We start from the raw sequence: 20,622 nt of genomic DNA, 5'->3' as shown, positions 1-20,622 counted from the left end.
GTTAACGCATTTTCTTTGCGCCTTTTTAACCAGGATCGGGCAATCCGGGTGAAAGATTAAGGGAGTGTTAGCGATGATGTTGCGCGGAAAATGGCTGGTCACCGGCTTGCTGATGGCGGCGGCACCGCTCGCCGGCTGCCGGGACAATCCCGACGCCAAGGCCGAACTCGCGCCGCTCGACGACGGGCTGACGGGCGGCGACCCGGCGATCAAGGGCTCGCTCGAAGACAAGATCATGGTCGACCCCAAGCTGGCCGGCCAGTCGAACCAGAATGCCCTCGGTCCGGGCAACAAGCCGGTTGACGGTGGTGTCCCCGGCATCGCGGGCGGCAAGGCCGCAACCGCCGCCGAAGCCGCGGCGGCGCAGGCCGCGGGCAAATTGCTCACCGCGCCAAAGGCCCTGCCCTATGAAGCCGGGTGCAACGGATGCGAGGCGCAGAAGCGCCCCGTCACCATCGGCGCGCTCGCCCGCGACCAGCAAAAGGGCGGCTGCGACGCCAAGCTGACCTATAGCAACGCGTGGGCCGACCGCCTGCCCGCCGCCTTCAAAGTCTATCCGCGCGCGACGCTGCGCGAAGCGGCGGGGATCGCCGGCGGCAAGTGCAACATCCGCGTCGTCAATTTCCAGACCGCGGCGTCGATCCAGGGCGTGCTCGATTATTATCACACGATGGCGGTCCGTGCCGGCTACACCAGCGACCACCGCGTCAACGGCACCGAACATATGCTCGGCGGGACAAAGGGCGATCTCGCCTATGTCGTGATGGCGCGCCGCGACGGCGGCATGACCGACGTCGACCTGGTGGCGTCGGGCGGGAAATAGCCTACAAATCCTCCCTGTGGCGAAGGGGTGGGGAGTAGATATTTGCCACGCCACAGAATTATCGTCGCCCTCGCGAAGGCGGGGACGACGGCCAGGTCCAACCGATCGCTAGCGACCTAAATCAACCCCGCCAACGGGCTCGACGGATCGGCATAGCGCCGCAATCCCATCCGCCCCGACAGATAGGCATCGCGCCCCGCCTCGACCGCCAGCTTCATCGCGCGCGCCATGCGGATGGGGTCCTTGGCTTCGGCGATCGCGGTGTTCATCAGCACGCCGTCGCAGCCGAGTTCCATCGCGACCGCGGCATCGCTAGCCGTCCCGACGCCGGCATCGACGAGCACCGGCACCGACGCGCCCTCGACGATCAGGCGGATGGTGACGCGGTTCTGGATGCCGAGCCCCGATCCGATCGGCGCGCCGAGCGGCATCACCGCGACCGCACCGGCATCCTCGAGCTGCTTCGCGGCGATCGGATCGTCGACGCAATAGACCATCGGCAGGAAGCCCTCTTTGGCGAGCACCTCGGTCGCGGTCAGCGTCTCGCGCATGTTGGGATAAAGCGTCTTCGCCTCACCCAGCACCTCGAGCTTCACCAGATCCCAGCCCCCCGCCTCGCGCGCGAGGCGCAGCGTGCGGATTGCGTCGTCGGCGTTGAAGCAGCCCGCGGTGTTGGGAAGATAGGTGATCTTTTTCGGATCGATATAGTCGGTAAGCATCGGCGCCGTCGGATCCGACACATTGACGCGGCGCACCGCGACGGTGACGATCTCGGCGCCCGACGCTTCGACCGCGGCCGCGTTCTGCTCGAAATCCTTGTATTTGCCGGTGCCGACAATCAGCCGCGACGTGAACGTCCGCCCGGCCACACTCCACTGATCCGCTGACAATTCAACCGCCTCCCACAAAATGCACGATTTCCAGCGCGTCGCCCTCGGCGAGCGTCACGTCGGCGAGCGTCGAGCGCGGCACAATCTCGCGGTTGCGCTCGACCGCGACCTTCTTCACATCGAGGCCGAGCGAGGCGACGAGGTCGGCGATGCTGCCTTCGCGCACCTGCCTTGGATCGCCGTTGAGGATGACAGAAATCACCGCGTACCCGCCTTGCTTTGCCTTTTGCCGAGCAGCCCATATAGGGGGAGCGAGCCTTGCCGCAACCGAAAGACCGCGCCCTTGACCAACGAGCGTTCCGACCTGCCGACCGTCTTTGTCCTCTCGGGCCCCAATCTCAATCTGCTCGGCACGCGCGAGCCCGAGATTTACGGCCATGACACGCTGAACGACATCCACGCGCGGCTCGAGGCGCAGGCGGCCGGGCTGGGGCTGCGCGTCGAATGCCGTCAGACGAACCACGAAGGCGTGCTGATCGACTGGCTGCACGAGGCCTATGTCGCGGGCGCCAAGGCGGTGCTGCTCAACGCCGGCGGCTATACGCACACCTCGATCGCGATCCACGATGCGATCAAGTCGATCAAGGTGCCGGTGATCGAGGTCCATCTGTCGGACCCGATGAAGCGCGAGGAATTCCGGCATTTGAGCTATGTCGGCATGGCGGCGGCCCAGCATTTTGCAGGGCATGGCGCGAACAGCTATACGCTGGCGCTGGACGCCGCCGCCCGTCTCTGACAATAGGGCGCATCAAAAATCGGGGTCAGAGTGTCCTTTGAATGGACGTCGCAACAACAGGAAAAATTCTCATGGGTGACCATAAAGACAATGGCATCAACATCGATCCGGCCTATGTGCGCGCGCTCGCCGAGCTGCTCGACGATACCGGGCTCTCCGAAATCGAGGTCGAGGACGGCGAGCGCAAGATACGCGTTGCGCGCACGCTGAGCGCCGCACCCGTCACCTATGCGCCGGCGCCGGTTGCCGCGCCCGCCGCCGCAGCCCCGGCTGCTGCACCCGCAGCCGCCGCGCCTGTGGCCGACAATTTCGCCGACGCGGTCAAATCGCCGATGGTCGGCACCGTCTATCTCTCGCCCGAACCCGGCGCGCCCAATTTCGGCACCATCGGCTCGGCGGTGAAGGAAGGCGAAACGATCCTGATCATCGAGGCGATGAAGGTCATGAATCCGATCGTCGCCCCCACATCGGGCACGCTGAAAGCCGTGCATGTCGAGAACAGCCAGCCGGTCGAATTCGACCAGCCGCTGTTCACCATCGGCTGAGCCAAAACATGACGATTGAAAAGCTCCTGATCGCCAACCGCGGCGAGATTGCGCTGCGCATCCACCGCGCGTGCCACGAAATGGGCATCAAGACCGTCGCGGTCCATTCGACGGCCGATACCGACGCGATGCACGTCCGCCTCGCCGACCAGGCCGTCTGCATCGGGCCCCCGGCTGCGAAAGACAGCTATCTCAACATCCCGGCGATCATCTCGGCCGCCGAGATCACGGGCGCCGACGCGATCCACCCCGGCTACGGCTTCCTCTCCGAAAACGAGCGCTTCGCCGAGATCATCGAAGCGCATGACATGATCTTCGTCGGGCCGAAGCCCGAACATATCCGCACCATGGGCGACAAGGTCGAGGCGAAGCGCACCGCGGTCGCGCTCGGCCTGCCCGTCGTTCCGGGTTCGCCCGGCGCGGTCACCTATGGCGACGAAGCGCGCAAGATCGCCGAGGGAATCGGCTATCCGGTGCTGATCAAGGCCGCGTCGGGCGGCGGCGGGCGCGGCATGAAGGTCGTCCCCGACGCCGACAGCCTCGAAAGCCTGATGGGTCAGGCGTCGAGCGAGGCGGCGGCGGCGTTCGGCGACCCCACCGTCTATATGGAAAAATATCTCGGCAACCCGCGCCACATCGAATTCCAGGTGTTCGGCGACGGCAAGGGCAATGCCATCCATCTGGGCGAACGCGACTGCTCGCTCCAGCGCCGCCATCAGAAAGTGCTCGAAGAAGCCCCCTCGCCGATCATCTCGGCCGAGGAGCGCGCACGCATGGGCAAGGTCTGCGCCGACGCGATGGCCGCAATGCACTATCGCGGCGCCGGCACGATCGAGTTTCTGTGGGAAAATGGCGAATTCTTCTTCATCGAGATGAACACGCGCATCCAGGTCGAGCATCCGGTGACCGAAATGATCACCGGTTTCGATCTCGTCCGCGAACAGATCCGCATCGCCGGCGGCATGGGCCTGTCGGTGAAACAAGAAGACCTCGAGTTCCGCGGCCATGCGATGGAATGCCGCATCAACGCCGAAGATCCGCGCACCTTCATGCCCTCGCCGGGCAAGGTCACCAACTATCACGCCGCGGGCGGCATGCACGTGCGCGTCGATAGCGGGCTTTACGCCGGCTATTCGATCCCGCCCTATTACGACAGCATGATCGGCAAGCTGATCGTTTACGGCCGCACGCGCGAAAGCTGCATGATGCGGATGCGCCGTGCGCTCGAGGAAATGGTGATCGGCGGGGTCAAGACCAACATACCGCTTCATCAGGCGCTGCTCGCCGATCCCGATGTGATCCACGGCGACTATACGATCAAATGGCTCGAGGAATGGCTCGCGCGACAGGATGAAGAAGCGAAAGCCTGACATCTATTCTTGCGACGGAGTGTGCGGCAGCTCACTTTAACTGTGGATGGTTTTTGGCTATGGGCTTTGACCATGGTCAAAAACTCTCCCTTTTCGGCGCGGCCTGCTGCGGCGCTTTTCCTCCCGCTGAGCCTGTTCGCAGCGCCTGCGCTCGCGCAGACAGGTGTCAAAGAGGATTCGGTGGTCCTTCAGCCCGACAAGGTGAAGGACGACGCGCCCGTCGTCGAAACCGCGGCCGAAGCGAACCTGCCGAGCTGGTCGAAGCAAAATGCCGAGGCGCTGCTGTCGGTGATCGAGGGCGTCGGCGCCGAGGGCCTGTTCGCGAAGGATTATAGTCCCGATACGCTGGCGGCCGCGATCATGGGCGAAGATCAGGCGCGGCTCGACCGCGTCGCGACCGATACCTTCCTGCTGCTCGCGACGCACCTGCGCGACGGGCGTACTCCGAACGCTGCGCGCAAACAGTGGTTCATGGTCGACAGCGATGGCGACAGCGAACCTTTGCTCTCGCTGCTCAGCACCGCGCTGCTCGCGGGATCGGTCCCCGAAACGCTCGCCGCGCTCGACCCCGTGCATCCCGATTTTCTGGCGCTCAAGGCCGCGCTAGCCAAAGCGAAGGCGCCCGCCGACGCCAACGCCATCCGCGTCAATATGGAACGCTGGCGCTGGATGCCGCGGACGCTGGGCGAACGCTATGTTGTCAGCAACGTGCCCGAATATCTGACCCGCGTCGTCCACGGCGGCACGATCATCGCGACGCACAAGGCCGTCGTCGGCAAGGCGGCGACCCCGACGCCGCAGCTCAACCCGATGGCGACCGGGATCATCGTCAACCCGACCTGGACGCTGCCGCGCAGCATCATCAACGAAGGCATCGGCGCGACGATCGCGCGCAGCCCCGGAAGCGCCCGCGCGCAGGGCTACACCTGGACCGGCAGCGGCAAGACCTTGTCGGTCGTGCAAAAGGCCGGCCCGGGCAACGCGCTGGGCGTGATGAAGATGGAGATGCTGAACCCGCACGCCATCTATCTGCACGACACCCCGTCGAAGGGCGCGTTCGGCGCCGCTGCGCGCGCGTTCAGCCATGGCTGCATCCGCACCGAACGCGCGCTGCATTTTTCGGGCCTGATGGCGGTGATGTTTGCGGGCAAGAGCCCCGAAGAATTCGGCGAAGCGATCGCCAGCGGCGCGACGACGCGGTTCGGGTTCGACAACCCCTTCCCCGTCTATGTCGCTTATTGGACCGTCATTCCCGACGGCAAGGGCGGCGTGAAGAAGCTCGCCGACATCTATGGCCGCGACGCGCCTGTGGTGGCGAGCTTTGCCAAGCCGGGCCGGCCGACCGCAACGATCATCGCGCCGACCCCGCCCCCCGTCGTGCCAACGGTCACGACCGCGCGGACGACGACGCCGGGGACCAGCGGGATTTATTGAGAACTCACTTCGTCATTCCCGCGAAAGCGGGAACCCAGCGAGCAACCGTCGCTACTGGGTTCCCGCTTTCGCGGGAATGACGATATTTGGGTTAGCCAAGCTTAATCCGCCGTCGTCGGCAACGGCCCACTAACCGAGTTCGCGCGGCGCAGATTCTCCATCCCCGGCAACGGATCGGCCGGCGGCAGTTCGAACGGCTTGGGCATCGGCGGCGGCGCGCTCAACCGGTCGGCAAAGAGCAGCCGTCCCGGCCCGAGCTTGTAGAGGATCATCGGCAACAGCTCCTCGCCAAAGACGAAGCAGCCTTCGCTGCGCCCCAGCTTGCCCTGCGTCGCGATCAGCGCCGGGTCGGCGTACCACGCGCCATGCACGACGATCGCGCGCGCATCGGCCGAATAATTATCGGGCTCCAGCCCCGCGAGCCGCATCGACGAGCCGTTGGCGCCCCAATAATAGTCGCTGGTGCGATAGGCGCCGCGCGAGGTGGCGAGCGACCCCATGCGGTTCGAAAAGCTCTTGAGCCAGCCGTCATGCTGCGGGTCCGACCCGCGGCCGTGCGTTACCGGGAACATGTCGACCCTGCCCGCGACCATGTCGACCAGCGCAAAGCGCGGGCGCGCCGACGGCAGGCCGAAATCGACGACGCCGACGCGGTCGGTTTGCGATATGTTGCGGCCCTGCATCGCGAGCTGCCTCTTCGCCACGGCCAGATAATCGACCGGTGGCGGCAAAGGCCCCACCGGCTGTTGAATCCAGTTGGGCAGCTGCGCGCGCGCCGGAACAGCCGCCATCGCGCCCGCCCCAGCCATCGCGGCCAACAATGCCCTGCGATCGATCAATTCATTCACTTGCAACCCAACCCCGCAATTGGCCGCCTTTACCGGTCCTCGACTTTGCATAAGTCGTATTTTGGCCGCGAAAGGCAAGCAGGTCATTCCCCTTCATGCGGGCAAATGTGCCATATATGCTATGAATAGCGAGTTTACGGTGCGGAAAGCCTGCGTTAGGACCGCGCCATGAACGCAACCATCTGGCACAACCCCGCGTGCGGCACCTCGCGCAAGACGCTGGCGATCCTGCAGGAAACGCCGGGCGTCGACCTCACCGTCGTCGAATATCTGAAGACGCCCTGGACGGCGGACAAGCTGCGACAGCTGTTCGCCGACGCCGGCCTGGCCGCCCGCGACGCGCTGCGCCTGCGCGGCACCGACGCCGAAGATCGCGGATTGAAGGATGCCGGCGAGGACGAAATCATCGCCGCGATGGCGACCAACCCCGCCTATGTCGAGCGTCCGATCGTCGAGACCGACAAGGGGGTCCGGCTGTGCCGCCCGCAGGATCGCGTGCACGAGATACTCTGATACCGACCTGGCCAGATGTGCCAGGGACTGGATAGAATCGATCGCCGGCCGATCGAGCCACGGGCGCGAAAAAGGACCCCGATGCAGAAAGGGCCCCGGACTAGGTCCGAGGCCCCTCGTGAAAATCGAATCGCCGACCCGATTACGGGCTGGTCGGGCTGTCGTCGTCGTCGTCGCCCGTCAGAACCACGATGGCAACGATGATGCCGACCGCTGCCAATGCCATGATAATCCAGCCGCTGCTGCCTTCCAGCTCGTTCTCGCCATCGACGGTCGACACAGCGCGAGCAGCTTCGACGGCCTGAGTAGCCGATGCCGCCACCGGAGCAACAAGCATCGACGATGCCGCAAGGCAAATCGCAGTCTTCTTAAGCAGGTTCATAATATACTCCCTTTTTTTGGAAATCTCGTTGAGAATCAACCGGGCAATTCTCTTACCTGACTGTTCCAGTTGCAGTTTCATATGCGCGGCGGGTCAATAATGCAATGCAGGCGCTACTGCTTCGCATCAGTGGGATGAAGAAAGTCTTAACCCGCGCCAATCCGTCCGCCCGCGATCCGGAAGCGCGTTACCGGCCCCGGCATGTCGGCAAACAGCGCTGCCTCGGTCCCGGTGAGCCACGCCTGTCCGCCCTGCACCGCCAACCGCTCGTAGAGAGCCGCGCGGCGCAGCGGGTCGAGATGCGCCGCCACTTCATCGAGGAGCAGCACCGGCCGCTGCCCGCGCAGGCGCGCGACGCAGTCGCTATGCGCCAGCACAAGCGACAACAGCATCGCCTTCTGCTCGCCGGTCGAACAGCGGGCGGCCGCACGGCCCGTTGCGGCATGAACCGCCAACAAGTCGTCGCGATGCGGCCCCGCGGTCGCACGCCCCGCGGCGGCGTCGATTCGCCGGCGCCCGGCGAACAGCGCCTTGAGCGCCTCGAGCTCATAGGGAGCGGTGCGCGCGGCGCCCTCGCCGTCGACAAGCGTCAATAGCGGCCGGGCAAATGGCGTCTCGGGCAGCCCGCCAAGTTCGGCCGACAAGGCCGCGAGCATATGCTGCCGCGCCATATCCATCGCGGCGCCATGTTCGGCGAGCTGTGCCTCGAGGCTCGCCAACCATTGCGCGTCCGCCGCCGGCAGGTCGGCGAGCAGTTTCCCTCGCGCACGGAGCGCGGCTTCATAGCGATTGCTATGCTGCGCGTGCCGCGGGTCAAGCGCGAGCACGAGGCGGTCGAGGAAACGCCGCCGGTTGCCCGCGGTTTCGACAAACAGCCGGTCCATCGCGGGGGTCAGCCACAGCACCGCGATCCATTCGCCGAGCGAGGCAGCCGCGGCGCTGCTGCCATTGATCCGCACGATACGGCGTCCGGGGTGTGCGGGCTCGATCCCCGTGCCCAGCGCCACCGGTGGCAGGTCGGCGGTCGGCTGGACCTCGGCAAAAACGGCAAAGCCGCCCGTCGCGCCATCGCGCACCATATCGGCCAGCGCGGCGCGGCGCAGCCCACGACCCGGCGCGAGCAGCGAGATCGCCTCCAATATATTGGTCTTGCCCGCGCCATTGTCGCCGTGGAGCGCCACGAGCCCGGGCCCGGCCGCCAACTCGGCGCCGGCATGATTGCGAAAATCGGTCAGCGAAAGGCGGGTCAGCGTCATCTGCCTTTGCGCGTAGGATATTTCTTATGCCGAGGGAAATAGCTCTTTCCCCTCCCGCCTGCGGGAGGAGACAAGAAGAGAAATTTTCCGACTAACGGGAAATTTCACCATCATGCCGCATTTTTCGCGATGGAATAATATGCCGGAAATCGAAAAACCGCGCTTAACCGCCAGTGAACGAAATTGGCACGCTCCCTGCAACAGTATCGGCATCCACCGGACGGTCCGGATGGAAGGTTCAAGGAAGGAAAATATCATGGCCCATTTCAACGTCGAATCGTTCAAGAGCTACGCGATTGCCGCTGTTGCCTCGCTTTACTGCTCGATCATGTTTGTCGCCGCTGCCGGCGCGAACGGTGCGGAACTCGGCCGGCTGGTCATCTGACCAGCCGACCCCACCTCTTCAAAAACGCCGGCCCCGGCCGGGACTGAAAGGAAAGAAATGAAACAGGGTTTTCGCAAGAATCGTCGCGACGGCGTGATCTTCGGCGTGTGCGCCGGGATGGCAGACCAGTTCGGCATCGACGTCTTGTGGACGCGCGTCGGCTTTGTCGCCCTGACGCTCCTCGGCTTCGGCCTCCCTCTGCTGCTGTACCTCGCCGTCGCGATCCTCGCGCCCTAGGACAGCCCGGGCCGGCCGCCTTACAGGCGCAATCGCACCGGCCCGCATATTCCCAGGACCAAGGGCTCACCGGCCACCCGGTGGGCCCTTTTCTATTGTTGGCTAGCGACCGAGAGTGATCATCGTGCAGTAGTGCGGCCTCGGATGTCGTTCCAATATTCGTCATGCACGTCGGCGTCGATTTCGATCGGCATCGAGCTTGATGGATATAGTCGATCCTTGCCATCCTTTCGGGGACCCGAAATCCAAAACTGATCGCCGTTTTCAGCATCAAAATAATTGGCCTTGAAGCCGTCACCTCCTAACCGCTGAAAAGTGCGGCCTTGGTAGTGGATCGATTGGCCTGATTTCGAGAATGTGACACGACCGATCCGCGCTGGACCGTTGAGACCAGTCGACTTGTCTTCGATATACATGACCCGCGTCTTCTTGGCACTCATTGCATGGGCCTCCCTTGCGCCCATCAATACCAAGGCGACGGCTGCTCTCCACCCCAAAAGCCGACACCCTTTTTTGCCGGCCGATCGCTCCTTGTATTGGTCAGCCCTTCGGCCGCACCGTGAAGCGATAAGGGATGTACAGAAACACCTCGGTCGCGCTCGCCTGTGCCCAGATCAGCTGTTCGTTCAGCCCCGCAACCTCGACGCCATAGTCGGAGCCGAAGGCCCCCGCCGTCTTCAGCGCCTCGGCCGCGACCAGCTTGACGATTTCCGGGCGATACTGGTCAGGATTGATGATCGTCAGCGTGATCCCGCCGCGCCGTTCCATCAGCGCGCGCCCCTCGGCCGGCACCGCCTTGATGAAATTGTCGATCCGCGATTGCGCGCTGCCGACCGAGCCCGCCAGCTTCGCCTTCACAAACACCGAAATTTCGCTGGTGTCGGGGCGGCCGCCACCCGAAAAAGCGAGGTCGCGATAATTGGCGGCGGTCACCTTTGTCAGTTCGAACTCGCCGGTGACCAGCTCGACCCCGGCGGCGTCGGCGCGGCGGATCGCCGCTTCGATCATCGCGTGGATCTCGCGCTTGCGGACCGCCTCGTCGCGCGAATCCGAGGTGAATTTCACCGGCTGGATCGCGCTGTCGGCGGGACGCCGCAGCCCGACGACGGTCTGTTCGTCGGACAGATAATCGGCCGAGGCGCGCTGCCCCGTCACCACCACTTCGCCCTGAATATTGCTGTTGTCCTGTGCCATCGCCGGCAGTGCCCCGGCAATCAGCGCTATCCCCAAAAGACCGATACGCATCGTCCCTCTCCTTCCCCATTGAGGAGACCAAGCTAACAGCTTGGCGCCAAAGAAAAAGCCCCGCCGGATCGCTCCGGCGGGGCCATTTTCTGTCAGGTTCCGAAGAGCGGGGGGCTTATTCCTCGCCTTCGCCTTCGGGGCGCTCTTCCACCATCACATCGTCGGTGGTGAAGTCTTCGCCCTGGACCTTGCCCAGCGGATCGTCGCCGATCGCGGCTTCGGGGCCCTGCGCCAGTTCGGCGGCATGCTCTTCGGCGGCGGTCGTCGGAGCGATCAGATGCTCCTGGTTCGCGGCGCGCATCGCGGCACGAAGCGCGGCATCCTTGCTCGACGCGGTGACGCGGACGCGGTTCATGGCAGCGCCGGTACCCGCCGGGATGAGGCGGCCGACGATGACATTTTCCTTGAGGCCCTGCAGCGAGTCGATCTTGCCCTGCACCGAAGCCTCGGTGAGCACGCGGGTCGTCTCCTGGAAGGATGCGGCCGAAACGAAGCTGCGCGTCTGCAGGCTCGCCTTGGTGATGCCCAGCAGGACCGGGCGCCCTTCGGCGTGCTTGCCGTTCTTCGGCAGCTTGGCGTTATATTCCATCATCTCCAGATAATCGAGCTGCTCGCCCGGCAGCAGCGTGGTGTCGCCGCCGTCGGTGATCTCGACCTTCTGCAGCATCTGGCGAACGATCACCTCGATGTGCTTGTCGTTGATCTTCACGCCCTGCAGTCGATAGACTTCCTGGATTTCCGCGACGAGATATTCGGCCAGCGCCTCGACGCCCATGACGTCGAGGATGTCGTGCGGGTTCGGCGAGCCCGAAATCAGCGCGTCGCCGCGCTTGACCTGGTCGCCTTCCTGCACTTCCAGAACCTTCGACTTGGGGATCAGATACTCGATCGGATCGCCTTCTTCCGGAACGATCGCGATCTTGCGCTTCGCCTTGTAATCCTTGACGAATTCAATGCGGCCGCTGATTTTCGCGATAACGCTGTTGTCCTTCGGAATGCGCGCTTCGAACAGCTCGGCAACACGCGGCAGACCGCCGGTGATGTCGCGCGTCTTCGAGGCTTCGCGGCTGACACGCGCAAGCACGTCGCCCGCCTGCACCGTCTGGCCGTCCTCGACCGACAGCATCGTGCCGACCGCGAGCAGGTAACGCGCGGCTTCGCCCGACTGGTCGTCGAGCAAGGTCAGGCGCGGCTGAAGGTCTTCCTTCTTGGCGCGGCCCGCCGAACGATATTCGATCACGACGCGCTGGGCGATGCCCGTCGCTTCGTCGACCTGTTCGACCAGCGTCTTGGTATCCTCAAGATCCTGATACTTCACGACGCCCTGCTTTTCGGTGATGAGCGGCATGGTGAACGGATCCCATTCGGCAATCCGCTCGCCCTTCTTCACCTTCTCGCCGTCCTTGTGCAGGATCTGCGCACCATAAGGCAGCTTGTGCGACGCGCGTTCGCGGCCTTCGCTGTCGATGATCGCGATTTCGCCCGAACGCGACAGCGCCAGACGGCGGCCACGCTGGTCGACGATCGTCGCCATGTCGCGATATTCGATCGTACCGTCCGAAATCGCTTCGGCGTTCGACTGCTCGTTGACCTGCGCCGCACCACCGATGTGGAACGTACGCATGGTCAGCTGCGTGCCCGGCTCACCGATCGACTGCGCGGCGATAACGCCGACAGCTTCACCGATGTTGACCGGCGTACCGCGGGCAAGGTCGCGGCCATAGCATTTGCCGCAAACACCCAGCACCGCTTCGCAAACCAGCGGCGAACGGATCTTGACCGACTGAACCTCAGCCTCCTCGATCCGTGCGGTCGTCGGTTCGTCGAGCAGCGTGCCGACGGGGGCGATGATGTTACCGTCCTTGTCGACCACGTCTTCGAGCGTGGTACGGCCGAGGATGCGCTCGCCCAGCGAGGCGATCGTCGAACCGCCCTGGATGATCGCGCGCATTTCCATGCCGCGTTCGGTGCCGCAATCTTCCTCGATCACGACGCAGTCCTGCGACACGTCGACCAGGCGGCGGGTCAGGTAACCCGAGTTTGCCGTCTTGAGCGCCGTATCGGCCAGGCCCTTACGCGCACCGTGGGTCGAGTTGAAATACTCGAGAACGGTCAGGCCTTCCTTGAAGTTCGAGATGATCGGCGTTTCGATGATCTCGCCCGACGGCTTGGCCATCAGGCCGCGCATGCCGGCAAGCTGCTTCATCTGCGCCTGCGAACCACGGGCACCCGAATGCGCCATCATATAGATGGAGTTGATCGGGGCCAGACGGCCGTCGGGCAGCTTTGGCGTCGCACGGATTTCGTCCATCATGGCGTTCGCGACCTTGTCGCCGCACTGCGACCAGGCGTCGATCGCCTTGTTGTACTTTTCCTGCTGCGTGATCAGGCCGTCCTGATACTGCTGCTCGAAATCCTTCACAAGCGCGCGGGTTTCGTCGACCATCCCTTCCTTCGACGCCGGAATGATCATGTCATCCTTGCCGAACGAGATGCCCGCCTTGAACGCGTTGCGGAAGCCCAGCGCCATGATGGCGTCGGCGAACAGCACGGTCTCTTTCTGGCCGGTGTGACGATAGACCTGATCGATCACGTCGCCGATTTCCTTCTTGGTCAGAAGGCGGTTGACGACGTCGAAGGGCACGGTGTGCGACTTCGGCAGGCATTCGCCGATCAGCATGCGGCCCGGCGTGGTCTCAAAGCGCTTGAGATACTCGTTGCCCTGCTCGTCGGTCTGCGGGACGCGGCTGATCACCTTGGTGTGCAGCGTCACCGAACCGGTGAACAGCGCCTGATGCACTTCGGCCATGTCGGCCAGCAGCATGCCCTCGCCCGGCTCGCCTTCGCGCTCCAGCGACAGATAATAGAGACCGAGAACCATGTCCTGCGACGGAACGATGATCGGCTTGCCGTTCGCGGGGCTCAGGATGTTGTTGGTCGACATCATCAGCACGCGCGCTTCCAGCTGCGCCTCGAGGCTCAGCGGGACGTGAACGGCCATCTGGTCACCGTCGAAGTCGGCGTTGAACGCGGCGCAGACCAGCGGGTGCAGCTGGATCGCCTTGCCCTCGATCAGCACGGGCTCGAACGCCTGGATGCCAAGGCGGTGAAGCGTCGGGGCGCGGTTCAGCAGGACCGGGTGCTCGCGAATGACTTCGTCGAGGATGTCCCAGACTTCCTTGCGTTCCTTTTCGACCCACTTCTTCGCCTGCTTCAGGGTCATCGACAGACCCTTGGCGTCGAGGCGCGCGTAGATGAACGGCTTGAACAGCTCGAGCGCCATCTTCTTCGGCAGGCCGCACTGGTGCAGCTTGAGTTCGGGACCGGTCACGATGACCGAGCGGCCCGAATAGTCGACGCGCTTGCCGAGCAGGTTCTGACGGAAGCGGCCCTGCTTGCCCTTGAGCATGTCGGACAGCGACTTCAGCGGACGCTTGTTGGCGCCGGTGATGGTGCGGCCGCGACGGCCGTTGTCGAACAGCGCGTCGACGGCTTCCTGCAGCATGCGCTTTTCGTTGCGGACGATGATGTCCGGCGCGCGCAGTTCCATCAGGCGCTTCAAACGGTTGTTGCGGTTGATCACGCGGCGATACAGGTCGTTCAGATCCGACGTCGCGAAGCGGCCGCCGTCGAGCGGCACCAGCGGGCGCAACTCGGGCGGGATCACGGGGACGACTTCGAGGATCATCCATTCGGGGCGGTTGCCCGAATCGATGAAGCTTTCGACGACCTTGAGGCGCTTGATGATCTTCTTGGGCTTCAGCTCCGACTTGGTCGTCGCGAGATCTTCCATCAGATCGGCGCGTTCCTGCTCCAGGTCGAGATTCTCGAGGAGCACGCGGATCGCCTCGGCGCCGATGCCGGCCGAGAAGGCGTCTTCGCCATATTCGTCCTGCGCGTCGAGCAGCTCGTCTTCGGTCAGCAGCTGGAACTTCTCGAGCGGGGTCAGGCCGGGCTCAAGAACGATATAGGCTTCGAAATAGAGGACGCGCTCAAGCTGCTTGAGCTGCATGTCGAGCAGCAGGCCGATGCGCGACGGCAGCGACTTCAGGAACCAGATGTGCGCGACCGGCGCGGCGAGCTCGATATGGCCCATGCGCTCGCGGCGGACCTTGGTCACCGTGACTTCGACACCGCATTTTTCGCAGACGATGCCCTTGTATTTCATGCGCTTATACTTGCCGCACAGGCATTCATAGTCCTTGATCGGACCGAAAATGCGCGCGCAGAACAGGCCGTCACGCTCGGGCTTGAACGTGCGGTAGTTGATGGTTTCGGGCTTCTTGATCTCGCCGAACGACCACGAGCGGATACGCTCGGGGCTCGCAATGCCGATCTTGATCATGTCGAAGGTTTCGGGCTTCGCCACCGGGTTCATGAAGTTGGTAAGCTGGTTCATATTCTAGCTCCACTCTTCCCCCCTCGCCGCGGGCGAAGGGGGTGAGGAAAAGATATTATTCGGCGGCTTCGGGAAGGGCGTCGGGCGCCTCGTCGGGATCCGTTTCCGCATAGGAAGACAGTTCGACGTTGAGGCCCAGCGAGCGCATTTCCTTGACGAGCACGTTGAAGCTTTCGGGAATGCCGGCCTCGAAGGTATCGTCGCCCTTGACGATCGCTTCGTAAACCTTGGTGCGGCCGATCACGTCATCGGACTTCACCGTCAGCATTTCCTGGAGCGTGTACGCCGCGCCATAAGCTTGCAGCGCCCACACTTCCATTTCACCGAAGCGCTGGCCACCGAACTGCGCCTTACCGCCCAGCGGCTGCTGGGTGACGAGGCTGTAGGGGCCGATCGAACGCGCGTGGATCTTGTCGTCGACCAGGTGATGGAGCTTCAGCATATAGATGTAGCCCACGGTCACCTTGCGATCGAAACGATCGCCGGTGCGGCCGTCGTACAGGTCCGACTGACCCGATTCATGCAGCCCCGCGAGGGTCAGCATGTTCGTGACGTCGGCTTCCTTGGCACCGTCGAACACCGGGGTCGCGAACGGCACGCCAACGCGCAGGTTGTCGGCCAGTTCGATGATGCTTTCGGCATCGCGTCCCTTGATGTCGTCGGCATATTCGGCGCCATAGACATGCTCGAGCGCGTCGCGGACGGCTTCGGGCATCTGCCCGCCGACCGCATCGGGATTGGCATCGCGCCATTCGTCGAGCGCCTGCGTGACCTGACGGCCCAGACCGCGCGACGCCCAGCCAAGGTGCGTTTCGAGGATCTGCCCGACGTTCATGCGCGACGGCACGCCCAGCGGGTTCAGCACGATGTCGACATGCGTGCCGTCTTCGAGGAACGGCATGTCCTCGACCGGCAGCATGCGCGAGATGACGCCCTTGTTGCCGTGACGGCCGGCCATCTTGTCGCCCGGCTGCAGCTTGCGCTTCACCGCGACGAAGACCTTGACCATCTTGAGCACGCCCGGGGCGAGTTCGTCGCCGCGCTGCAGCTTTTCGACGCGATCTTCATACTTCGCGTTGATCCGCTTGATCGCGTCGTCATACTGCGCCTTGATCGCTTCCAGCGCCGTCTGGGCGTTGTCTTCGACCACCGCGAGCTTCCACCAGTCGGCGCGGTCGAGTTCGACCAGCATCTCTTCGGTGACCGTATCGCCCTTCTTCAGGCCCTTCGGAACCGCGCTGGTCGTCTGACCGATCAGCAGGTCCTTGAGGCTCGAGAAGGTCGCACGGTTGAGGATCGCGCGCTCGTCGTCGGCATCCTGCTTCAGACGCTCGATTTCTTCGCGTTCGATCGCGATCGCGCGTTCGTCCTTGTCGATACCGTGACGGTTGAAGACGCGGACTTCGACGACCGTGCCCGACACGCCCGGCGGCAGGCGAAGCGAGGTGTCGCGCACGTCGCTGGCCTTTTCGCCGAAGATCGCACGCAGCAGCTTTTCTTCGGGCGTCATCGGCGATTCACCCTTGGGGGTGATCTTGCCGGCCAGAATGTCGCCCGGGCCGACTTCGGCGCCGATATAGACGATGCCCGCTTCGTCGAGGTTGCGGAGCGCTTCCTCGCCGACGTTCGGGATGTCGCGCGTGATGTCTTCGGGGCCAAGGCGCGTGTCGCGCGCGGTGACTTCGAATTCCTCGATGTGGATCGAGGTGAAGACGTCGTCCTTCACGATGCGTTCGCTGATGAGGATGCTATCCTCATAATTATAGCCGTTCCACGGCATGAACGCGACGAGCACATTCTTGCCGAGCGCCAGTTCGCCGAGCTCGGTCGACGGACCGTCGGCGATGATGTCGCCGCTGCGGACCACTTCGCCCACCTTCACCAGCGGACGCTGGTTGATGCAGGTGTTCTGGTTCGAACGCTGGAACTTCTGGAGGCGATAGATGTCGACGCCCGACTTGCCGGGTTCGACCATATCGGTCGCACGGATGACGATACGCGTCGCATCGACCTGGTCGATCACACCGCCGCGGCGCGCCGCGATGGCCGCGCCGGAGTCGCGTGCAACGGTTTCTTCCATGCCGGTGCCGACGACCGGCGCCTCTGCACGCAGCAGCGGCACAGCCTGACGCTGCATGTTCGATCCCATGAGCGCGCGGTTGGCGTCATCGTTTTCGAGGAACGGGATGAGCGATGCCGCGACCGAAACAAGCTGCTTCGGCGACACGTCCATCAGCGTGATCTGGTCGCGCGGGGCCATCAGGAACTCGCCCGCTTCGCGCGCCGAGATCAGCTCGTCGATGAAGCTGCCGTCGGCGTTGAGATCGGCGTTCGCCTGCGCAACCGTGTGCTTCTGCTCTTCCATCGCCGAGAGGTAGACAACGTCGGTCGTCACCTTGCCGTCGATGATCTTGCGGTACGGGGTTTCGATGAAGCCGTACTTGTTCACGCGCGCAAAGGTGGCGAGCGAGTTGATCAGACCGATGTTCGGGCCTTCGGGCGTTTCGATCGGGCAGATACGGCCATAGTGGGTCGGGTGAACGTCGCGGACTTCGAAGCCCGCGCGCTCGCGCGTCAGACCGCCCGGCCCGAGCGCCGAGACGCGGCGCTTGTGCGTCACTTCCGACAGCGGGTTGGTCTGATCCATGAACTGGCTGAGCTGCGACGAACCGAAGAATTCGCGAACCGCGGCAACCGCGGGCTTCGCGTTGATCAGGTCGTTCGGCATCACGGTCGACACGTCGACCGAGCTCATGCGCTCCTTCACCGCGCGCTCCATGCGGAGCAGGCCGACGCGATACTGGTTTTCGAGCAGCTCGCCGACCGAGCGGACACGGCGGTTACCGAGGTTGTCGATGTCGTCGATTTCGCCCTTGCCGTCCTTCAGGTTCACCAGTTCCTTGACGACGGCGAGGATGTCCTCGCTGCGCAGCGTGGTGACCGTATCCTCGGCATCGAGGCTGAGGCGCATGTTGAGCTTGACGCGGCCGACGGCCGACAGGTCGTAGCGCTCGGGATCGAAGAACAGGCCGCCGAACAGCGCTTCCGCGGTTTCGCGCGTCGGCGGTTCGCCGGGGCGCATCACGCGATAGATGTCCGAAAGCGCCTGGTCGCGGTCTTCGGCCTTGTCGGCCTTCAGCGTGTTGCGGATCCACGGACCGGTGTTGTTGTGGTCGATGTCGAGCAGCTCGAGCTTCTCGATGCCCGCGCTGTCGATCTTTTCGAGATTTTCGGCGGTCACTTCGTCGCCGGCCTCGATGTAGATTTCGCCGGTCGCGTCGTTGACGAGGTCATAGGCGCTGTAACGGCCGAAGATTTCCTCGGTCGGGATGAGCAGCGTGTCGAGACCGTCCTTCGCGGCCTTGTTGGCAAGGCGCGGGCTGATCTTGTGGCCGGCGGCGAAGACGACTTCGCCGGTCTTGGCGTCGACGACATCGAATGCGGGCTTCGAACCGCGCCAGTTTTCGACCATGAAAGGCACGCGCCAGCCGTTCTCGGCGCGCTCGAAGACGAGGCGGTCATAGAAATGGTTGAGGATTTCCTCGCCCGTCATGCCCAGTGCGTAGAGCAGGCTGGTGACCGGCAGCTTGCGCTTGCGGTCGATACGGACGTTGACGATGTCCTTGGCGTCGAATTCGAAGTCGAGCCACGAACCGCGATACGGGATCACGCGCGCGGCGAACAGGAACTTGCCCGACGAGTGAGTCTTGCCGCGGTCGTGGTCAAACAGCACACCCGGCGAACGGTGCATCTGCGACACGATGACGCGCTCGGTGCCGTTGACGAAGAAGGTGCCGTTCTCGGTCATGAGCGGCATGTCGCCCATGTAAACGTCCTGCTCCTTGATATCGAGCACCGAACGGGTGTCGGTTTCGCTGTCGACTTCAAAGACGATCAGGCGCAGCGTGACCTTCATCGGCGCCGCATAGGTGATGCCGCGCTGACGGCATTCGTCGACGTCATATTTGGGCGATTCAAGTTCGTAATGGACGAAGTCGAGCTCGGCGGTGCCGGCGAAATCGCGGATCGGGAAAACGCTGCGCAGCGTCTTCTCGAGGCCCGAGACGTAACCGACCGAGGGGTCGGACCGCAGGAACTGTTCATAGGATTCGCGCTGAACCTCGATGAGGTTGGGCATTTCCACCGCTTCGTGGATGTTACCGAACAGCTTGCGGATTCGCTTGGTCGCGGTTGCTTCGAGGGCCTTGCCCACCGACTTCGCCTTGGTCGCCATAAGTGATTGTCTCGCCTGTCAAAAAACCATGTCGCGAGCGCATCGACGCGAAAAAAGCCGCAGGCAACCGTTGCCGGTTTACCGCAGCTTTCCAACGCTGTCGAAATCCCCGCCGCCCTATCCGTACAGCCCGTTGCGCAAAGTCAGGCTCTATCTCGGACGATGGGGTATGGGGGCAATATAGGATTGGGGGTGCGCGGTGTCAACGGGGCTGGTCCGACGCCGCACGATTACGAGGTCGGCTTTGGGGCGGCGAGCGGATGTTCCCTATTCGTCATCCCGGACTTGATCCGGGATCCGCCTTCCTTCTTCCCAACGGCGCACGGATGGCGTTCCATTCTCGCATGAAGAGACAAGGCAGGCCCCGGGTCAAGCCCGGGGTGACGAGAAGTGGGAGGTGTGCTTCCGGTCGAAACCACCCAATCCGCCGTTTCCGGGCCGCGCCCTAGAAGATACCCTTGAGCAAACCCGCCGGGTTCCTGCGCAGCGCTGCCTCCTCTCCCGCCATATAATGAAAGATGCCTTTCAGCGCCTGCTCGGTCACCGAGCGCGTCAGCCCGTCGCGCGTCAACCCGGCCGACGCCATCAGCTGGTTGCCCTTCGACAGCTGGTCGAGCTGGCGATAGGCGCCGACATTCTCCAGCGCCGACCCGATCAGCGGCGACACCTTTGTAAAAAGCACGCTGCCCGCGCTCGTCTGGAGATAGCGCGTCGCCCCGTCGTTCTTCGTCACCAGCGCGGGCGCATCGGTCCAGCGCAGATTGTCGATCGCGGCGCGAAAGACCGGCTTGGCCTCGCCCGCGGCTTTGCCGCCGGCATCGTTCAGGCTCCTGGTCAAATTGGTCGTGAGGCCTAGCTTGTCGCCCATGCCGAAGAGTTTCGAGGCGAGCTTTCCGCCCGCGCCCGGCAACAGGATGCGCACCGCGGTATCGCGGTAAAAGGCGCCGGGCTCCGACAATTTGTCGAGCGCCCCGTCGGAGGCGCCCGCGATCAGCCCCTTCACGCCGCTCTTCGGCAGTTTCGCCATCGCCCACGGCGCATGCGCCAGAGCGAACATCCCCGCCGCGCCCGCCAGCAGCATCCGCCGCGCCATCATTGCCTCGTCCGATTCCATGACGCATCCTCCGCTGCCCTGCGATCCGGTGCCAAGGTCTAACAGCAAAGTTGTCGCCGCCAAAGCGCGACAACTGCTTTGGGGTGGAAGCGGACAAAGGATCCCCTCCCGCTTGCGGGAGGGGCAGCGAGGCTTGTCAGCTTGCTGGCTAGCCGCAGCGGGGTGGGCATGGTCGCCACGTCGCTGCCCACCCCCGACCCCTCCCGCAAGC

18 protein-coding genes are annotated in these 20,622 nt (G+C 63.8%); 8 read left to right on the top strand and 10 right to left on the bottom strand.

What is annotated here, in order from left to right:
* The first annotated feature begins 73 nt into the window (after positions 1-73).
* Positions 74-823, top strand: a complete 750-nt coding sequence (locus tag V6M50_RS18695; protein WP_332820092.1) for a hypothetical protein — start codon at positions 74-76, stop codon at positions 821-823.
* Between the two features lie 116 nt (positions 824-939).
* On the opposite strand, the gene V6M50_RS18690 is transcribed toward V6M50_RS18695, so the two are convergent.
* Both V6M50_RS18690 and thiS read right to left on the bottom strand, forming a co-directional pair.
* Positions 940-1,692 carry a thiazole synthase gene (locus V6M50_RS18690; protein WP_332820091.1) on the bottom strand — a complete coding sequence of 251 codons (753 nt, stop codon included), beginning with the start codon at positions 1,690-1,692 and terminating at the stop codon, positions 940-942.
* A gap of 22 nt (positions 1,693-1,714) precedes the next feature.
* On the bottom strand, positions 1,715-1,915 hold the full coding sequence (gene thiS / locus V6M50_RS18685; RefSeq protein WP_332820090.1) for a sulfur carrier protein ThiS: 201 nt from the start codon (positions 1,913-1,915) through the stop codon (positions 1,715-1,717).
* Positions 1,916-1,996: 81 nt separating this feature from the next.
* On the opposite strand from thiS, the gene V6M50_RS18680 reads away from it, so the two are divergent.
* The 4 genes from V6M50_RS18680 to V6M50_RS18665 all read left to right on the top strand — a co-directional run bounded on the left by V6M50_RS18680 (position 1,997) and on the right by V6M50_RS18665 (position 5,798).
* Positions 1,997-2,449, top strand: coding sequence for a type II 3-dehydroquinate dehydratase (locus tag V6M50_RS18680; RefSeq protein ID WP_332820089.1), 453 nt, complete (start codon positions 1,997-1,999; stop codon positions 2,447-2,449).
* A 71-nt stretch (positions 2,450-2,520) separates the two neighbouring features.
* The gene (gene accB / locus V6M50_RS18675) at positions 2,521-2,994 is read left to right on the top strand and encodes an acetyl-CoA carboxylase biotin carboxyl carrier protein (protein ID WP_332820088.1); all 474 of its coding nucleotides are present in this window, start codon (positions 2,521-2,523) and stop codon (positions 2,992-2,994) included.
* Positions 2,995-3,002: 8 nt separating this feature from the next.
* On the top strand, positions 3,003-4,364 hold the full coding sequence (accC, locus tag V6M50_RS18670) for an acetyl-CoA carboxylase biotin carboxylase subunit (protein ID WP_332820087.1): 1,362 nt from the start codon (positions 3,003-3,005) through the stop codon (positions 4,362-4,364).
* 72 nt (positions 4,365-4,436) lie between these two features.
* A complete protein-coding gene (locus tag V6M50_RS18665; protein WP_332820086.1) occupies positions 4,437-5,798 on the top strand; it encodes a L,D-transpeptidase family protein in 1,362 nt (453 codons plus the stop codon).
* 101 nt (positions 5,799-5,899) lie between these two features.
* Here V6M50_RS18665 and V6M50_RS18660 read toward each other — a convergent pair whose 3' ends face one another.
* Positions 5,900-6,607 (bottom strand): murein L,D-transpeptidase catalytic domain-containing protein, encoded by a 708-nt coding sequence (locus V6M50_RS18660; RefSeq protein WP_332820085.1) that lies wholly within the window; start codon positions 6,605-6,607, stop codon positions 5,900-5,902.
* Positions 6,608-6,814: 207 nt separating this feature from the next.
* Here V6M50_RS18660 and V6M50_RS18655 point away from each other — a divergent pair, with 207 nt between their 5' ends.
* A complete protein-coding gene (locus V6M50_RS18655; protein WP_332820084.1) occupies positions 6,815-7,159 on the top strand; it encodes an arsenate reductase family protein in 345 nt (114 codons plus the stop codon).
* A gap of 142 nt (positions 7,160-7,301) precedes the next feature.
* Here V6M50_RS18655 and V6M50_RS18650 read toward each other — a convergent pair whose 3' ends face one another.
* Both V6M50_RS18650 and recF read right to left on the bottom strand, forming a co-directional pair.
* Positions 7,302-7,622, bottom strand: coding sequence for a hypothetical protein (locus tag V6M50_RS18650; RefSeq protein ID WP_332820083.1), 321 nt, complete (start codon positions 7,620-7,622; stop codon positions 7,302-7,304).
* A 65-nt stretch (positions 7,623-7,687) separates the two neighbouring features.
* Positions 7,688-8,797 carry a DNA replication/repair protein RecF gene (gene recF, locus V6M50_RS18645; protein WP_332820082.1) on the bottom strand — a complete coding sequence of 370 codons (1,110 nt, stop codon included), beginning with the start codon at positions 8,795-8,797 and terminating at the stop codon, positions 7,688-7,690.
* 112 nt (positions 8,798-8,909) lie between these two features.
* Between recF and V6M50_RS18640 the strand changes: the two genes are divergently transcribed.
* Positions 8,910-9,182: a hypothetical protein gene (locus tag V6M50_RS18640; RefSeq protein WP_332820081.1), complete on the top strand. Its 273-nt coding sequence runs from the start codon at positions 8,910-8,912 to the stop codon at positions 9,180-9,182.
* Between the two features lie 57 nt (positions 9,183-9,239).
* Positions 9,240-9,419, top strand: a complete 180-nt coding sequence (locus V6M50_RS18635; protein ID WP_332820080.1) for a PspC domain-containing protein — start codon at positions 9,240-9,242, stop codon at positions 9,417-9,419.
* Between the two features lie 119 nt (positions 9,420-9,538).
* Here the strand turns inward: V6M50_RS18635 and V6M50_RS18630 are convergent, their stop codons facing one another.
* The 5 genes from V6M50_RS18630 to V6M50_RS18610 form a co-directional block, all read right to left on the bottom strand.
* Entirely contained in the window at positions 9,539-9,859 is a 321-nt protein-coding gene (locus V6M50_RS18630; protein ID WP_332820079.1) for a 1-deoxy-D-xylulose-5-phosphate synthase, read from the bottom strand.
* 100 nt (positions 9,860-9,959) lie between these two features.
* A complete protein-coding gene (locus tag V6M50_RS18625; protein WP_332820078.1) occupies positions 9,960-10,664 on the bottom strand; it encodes a TonB-dependent receptor in 705 nt (234 codons plus the stop codon).
* A 115-nt stretch (positions 10,665-10,779) separates the two neighbouring features.
* Positions 10,780-15,063, bottom strand: coding sequence for a DNA-directed RNA polymerase subunit beta' (rpoC, locus tag V6M50_RS18620; RefSeq protein ID WP_332820077.1), 4,284 nt, complete (start codon positions 15,061-15,063; stop codon positions 10,780-10,782).
* Between the two features lie 55 nt (positions 15,064-15,118).
* On the bottom strand, positions 15,119-19,297 hold the full coding sequence (gene rpoB / locus V6M50_RS18615) for a DNA-directed RNA polymerase subunit beta (protein WP_332820076.1): 4,179 nt from the start codon (positions 19,295-19,297) through the stop codon (positions 15,119-15,121).
* A gap of 445 nt (positions 19,298-19,742) precedes the next feature.
* Positions 19,743-20,411 (bottom strand): DUF4197 domain-containing protein, encoded by a 669-nt coding sequence (locus tag V6M50_RS18610; protein ID WP_332820075.1) that lies wholly within the window; start codon positions 20,409-20,411, stop codon positions 19,743-19,745.
* Between the last annotated feature and the right edge of the window lie 211 nt (positions 20,412-20,622).

The organism is Sphingopyxis sp. (assembly GCF_036675685.1).
Classification (GTDB): domain Bacteria; phylum Pseudomonadota; class Alphaproteobacteria; order Sphingomonadales; family Sphingomonadaceae; genus Sphingopyxis.
The sequence above is the reverse complement of the archived record's forward strand: the minus strand, read 5'-3'. Positions and strand labels throughout refer to the sequence as shown.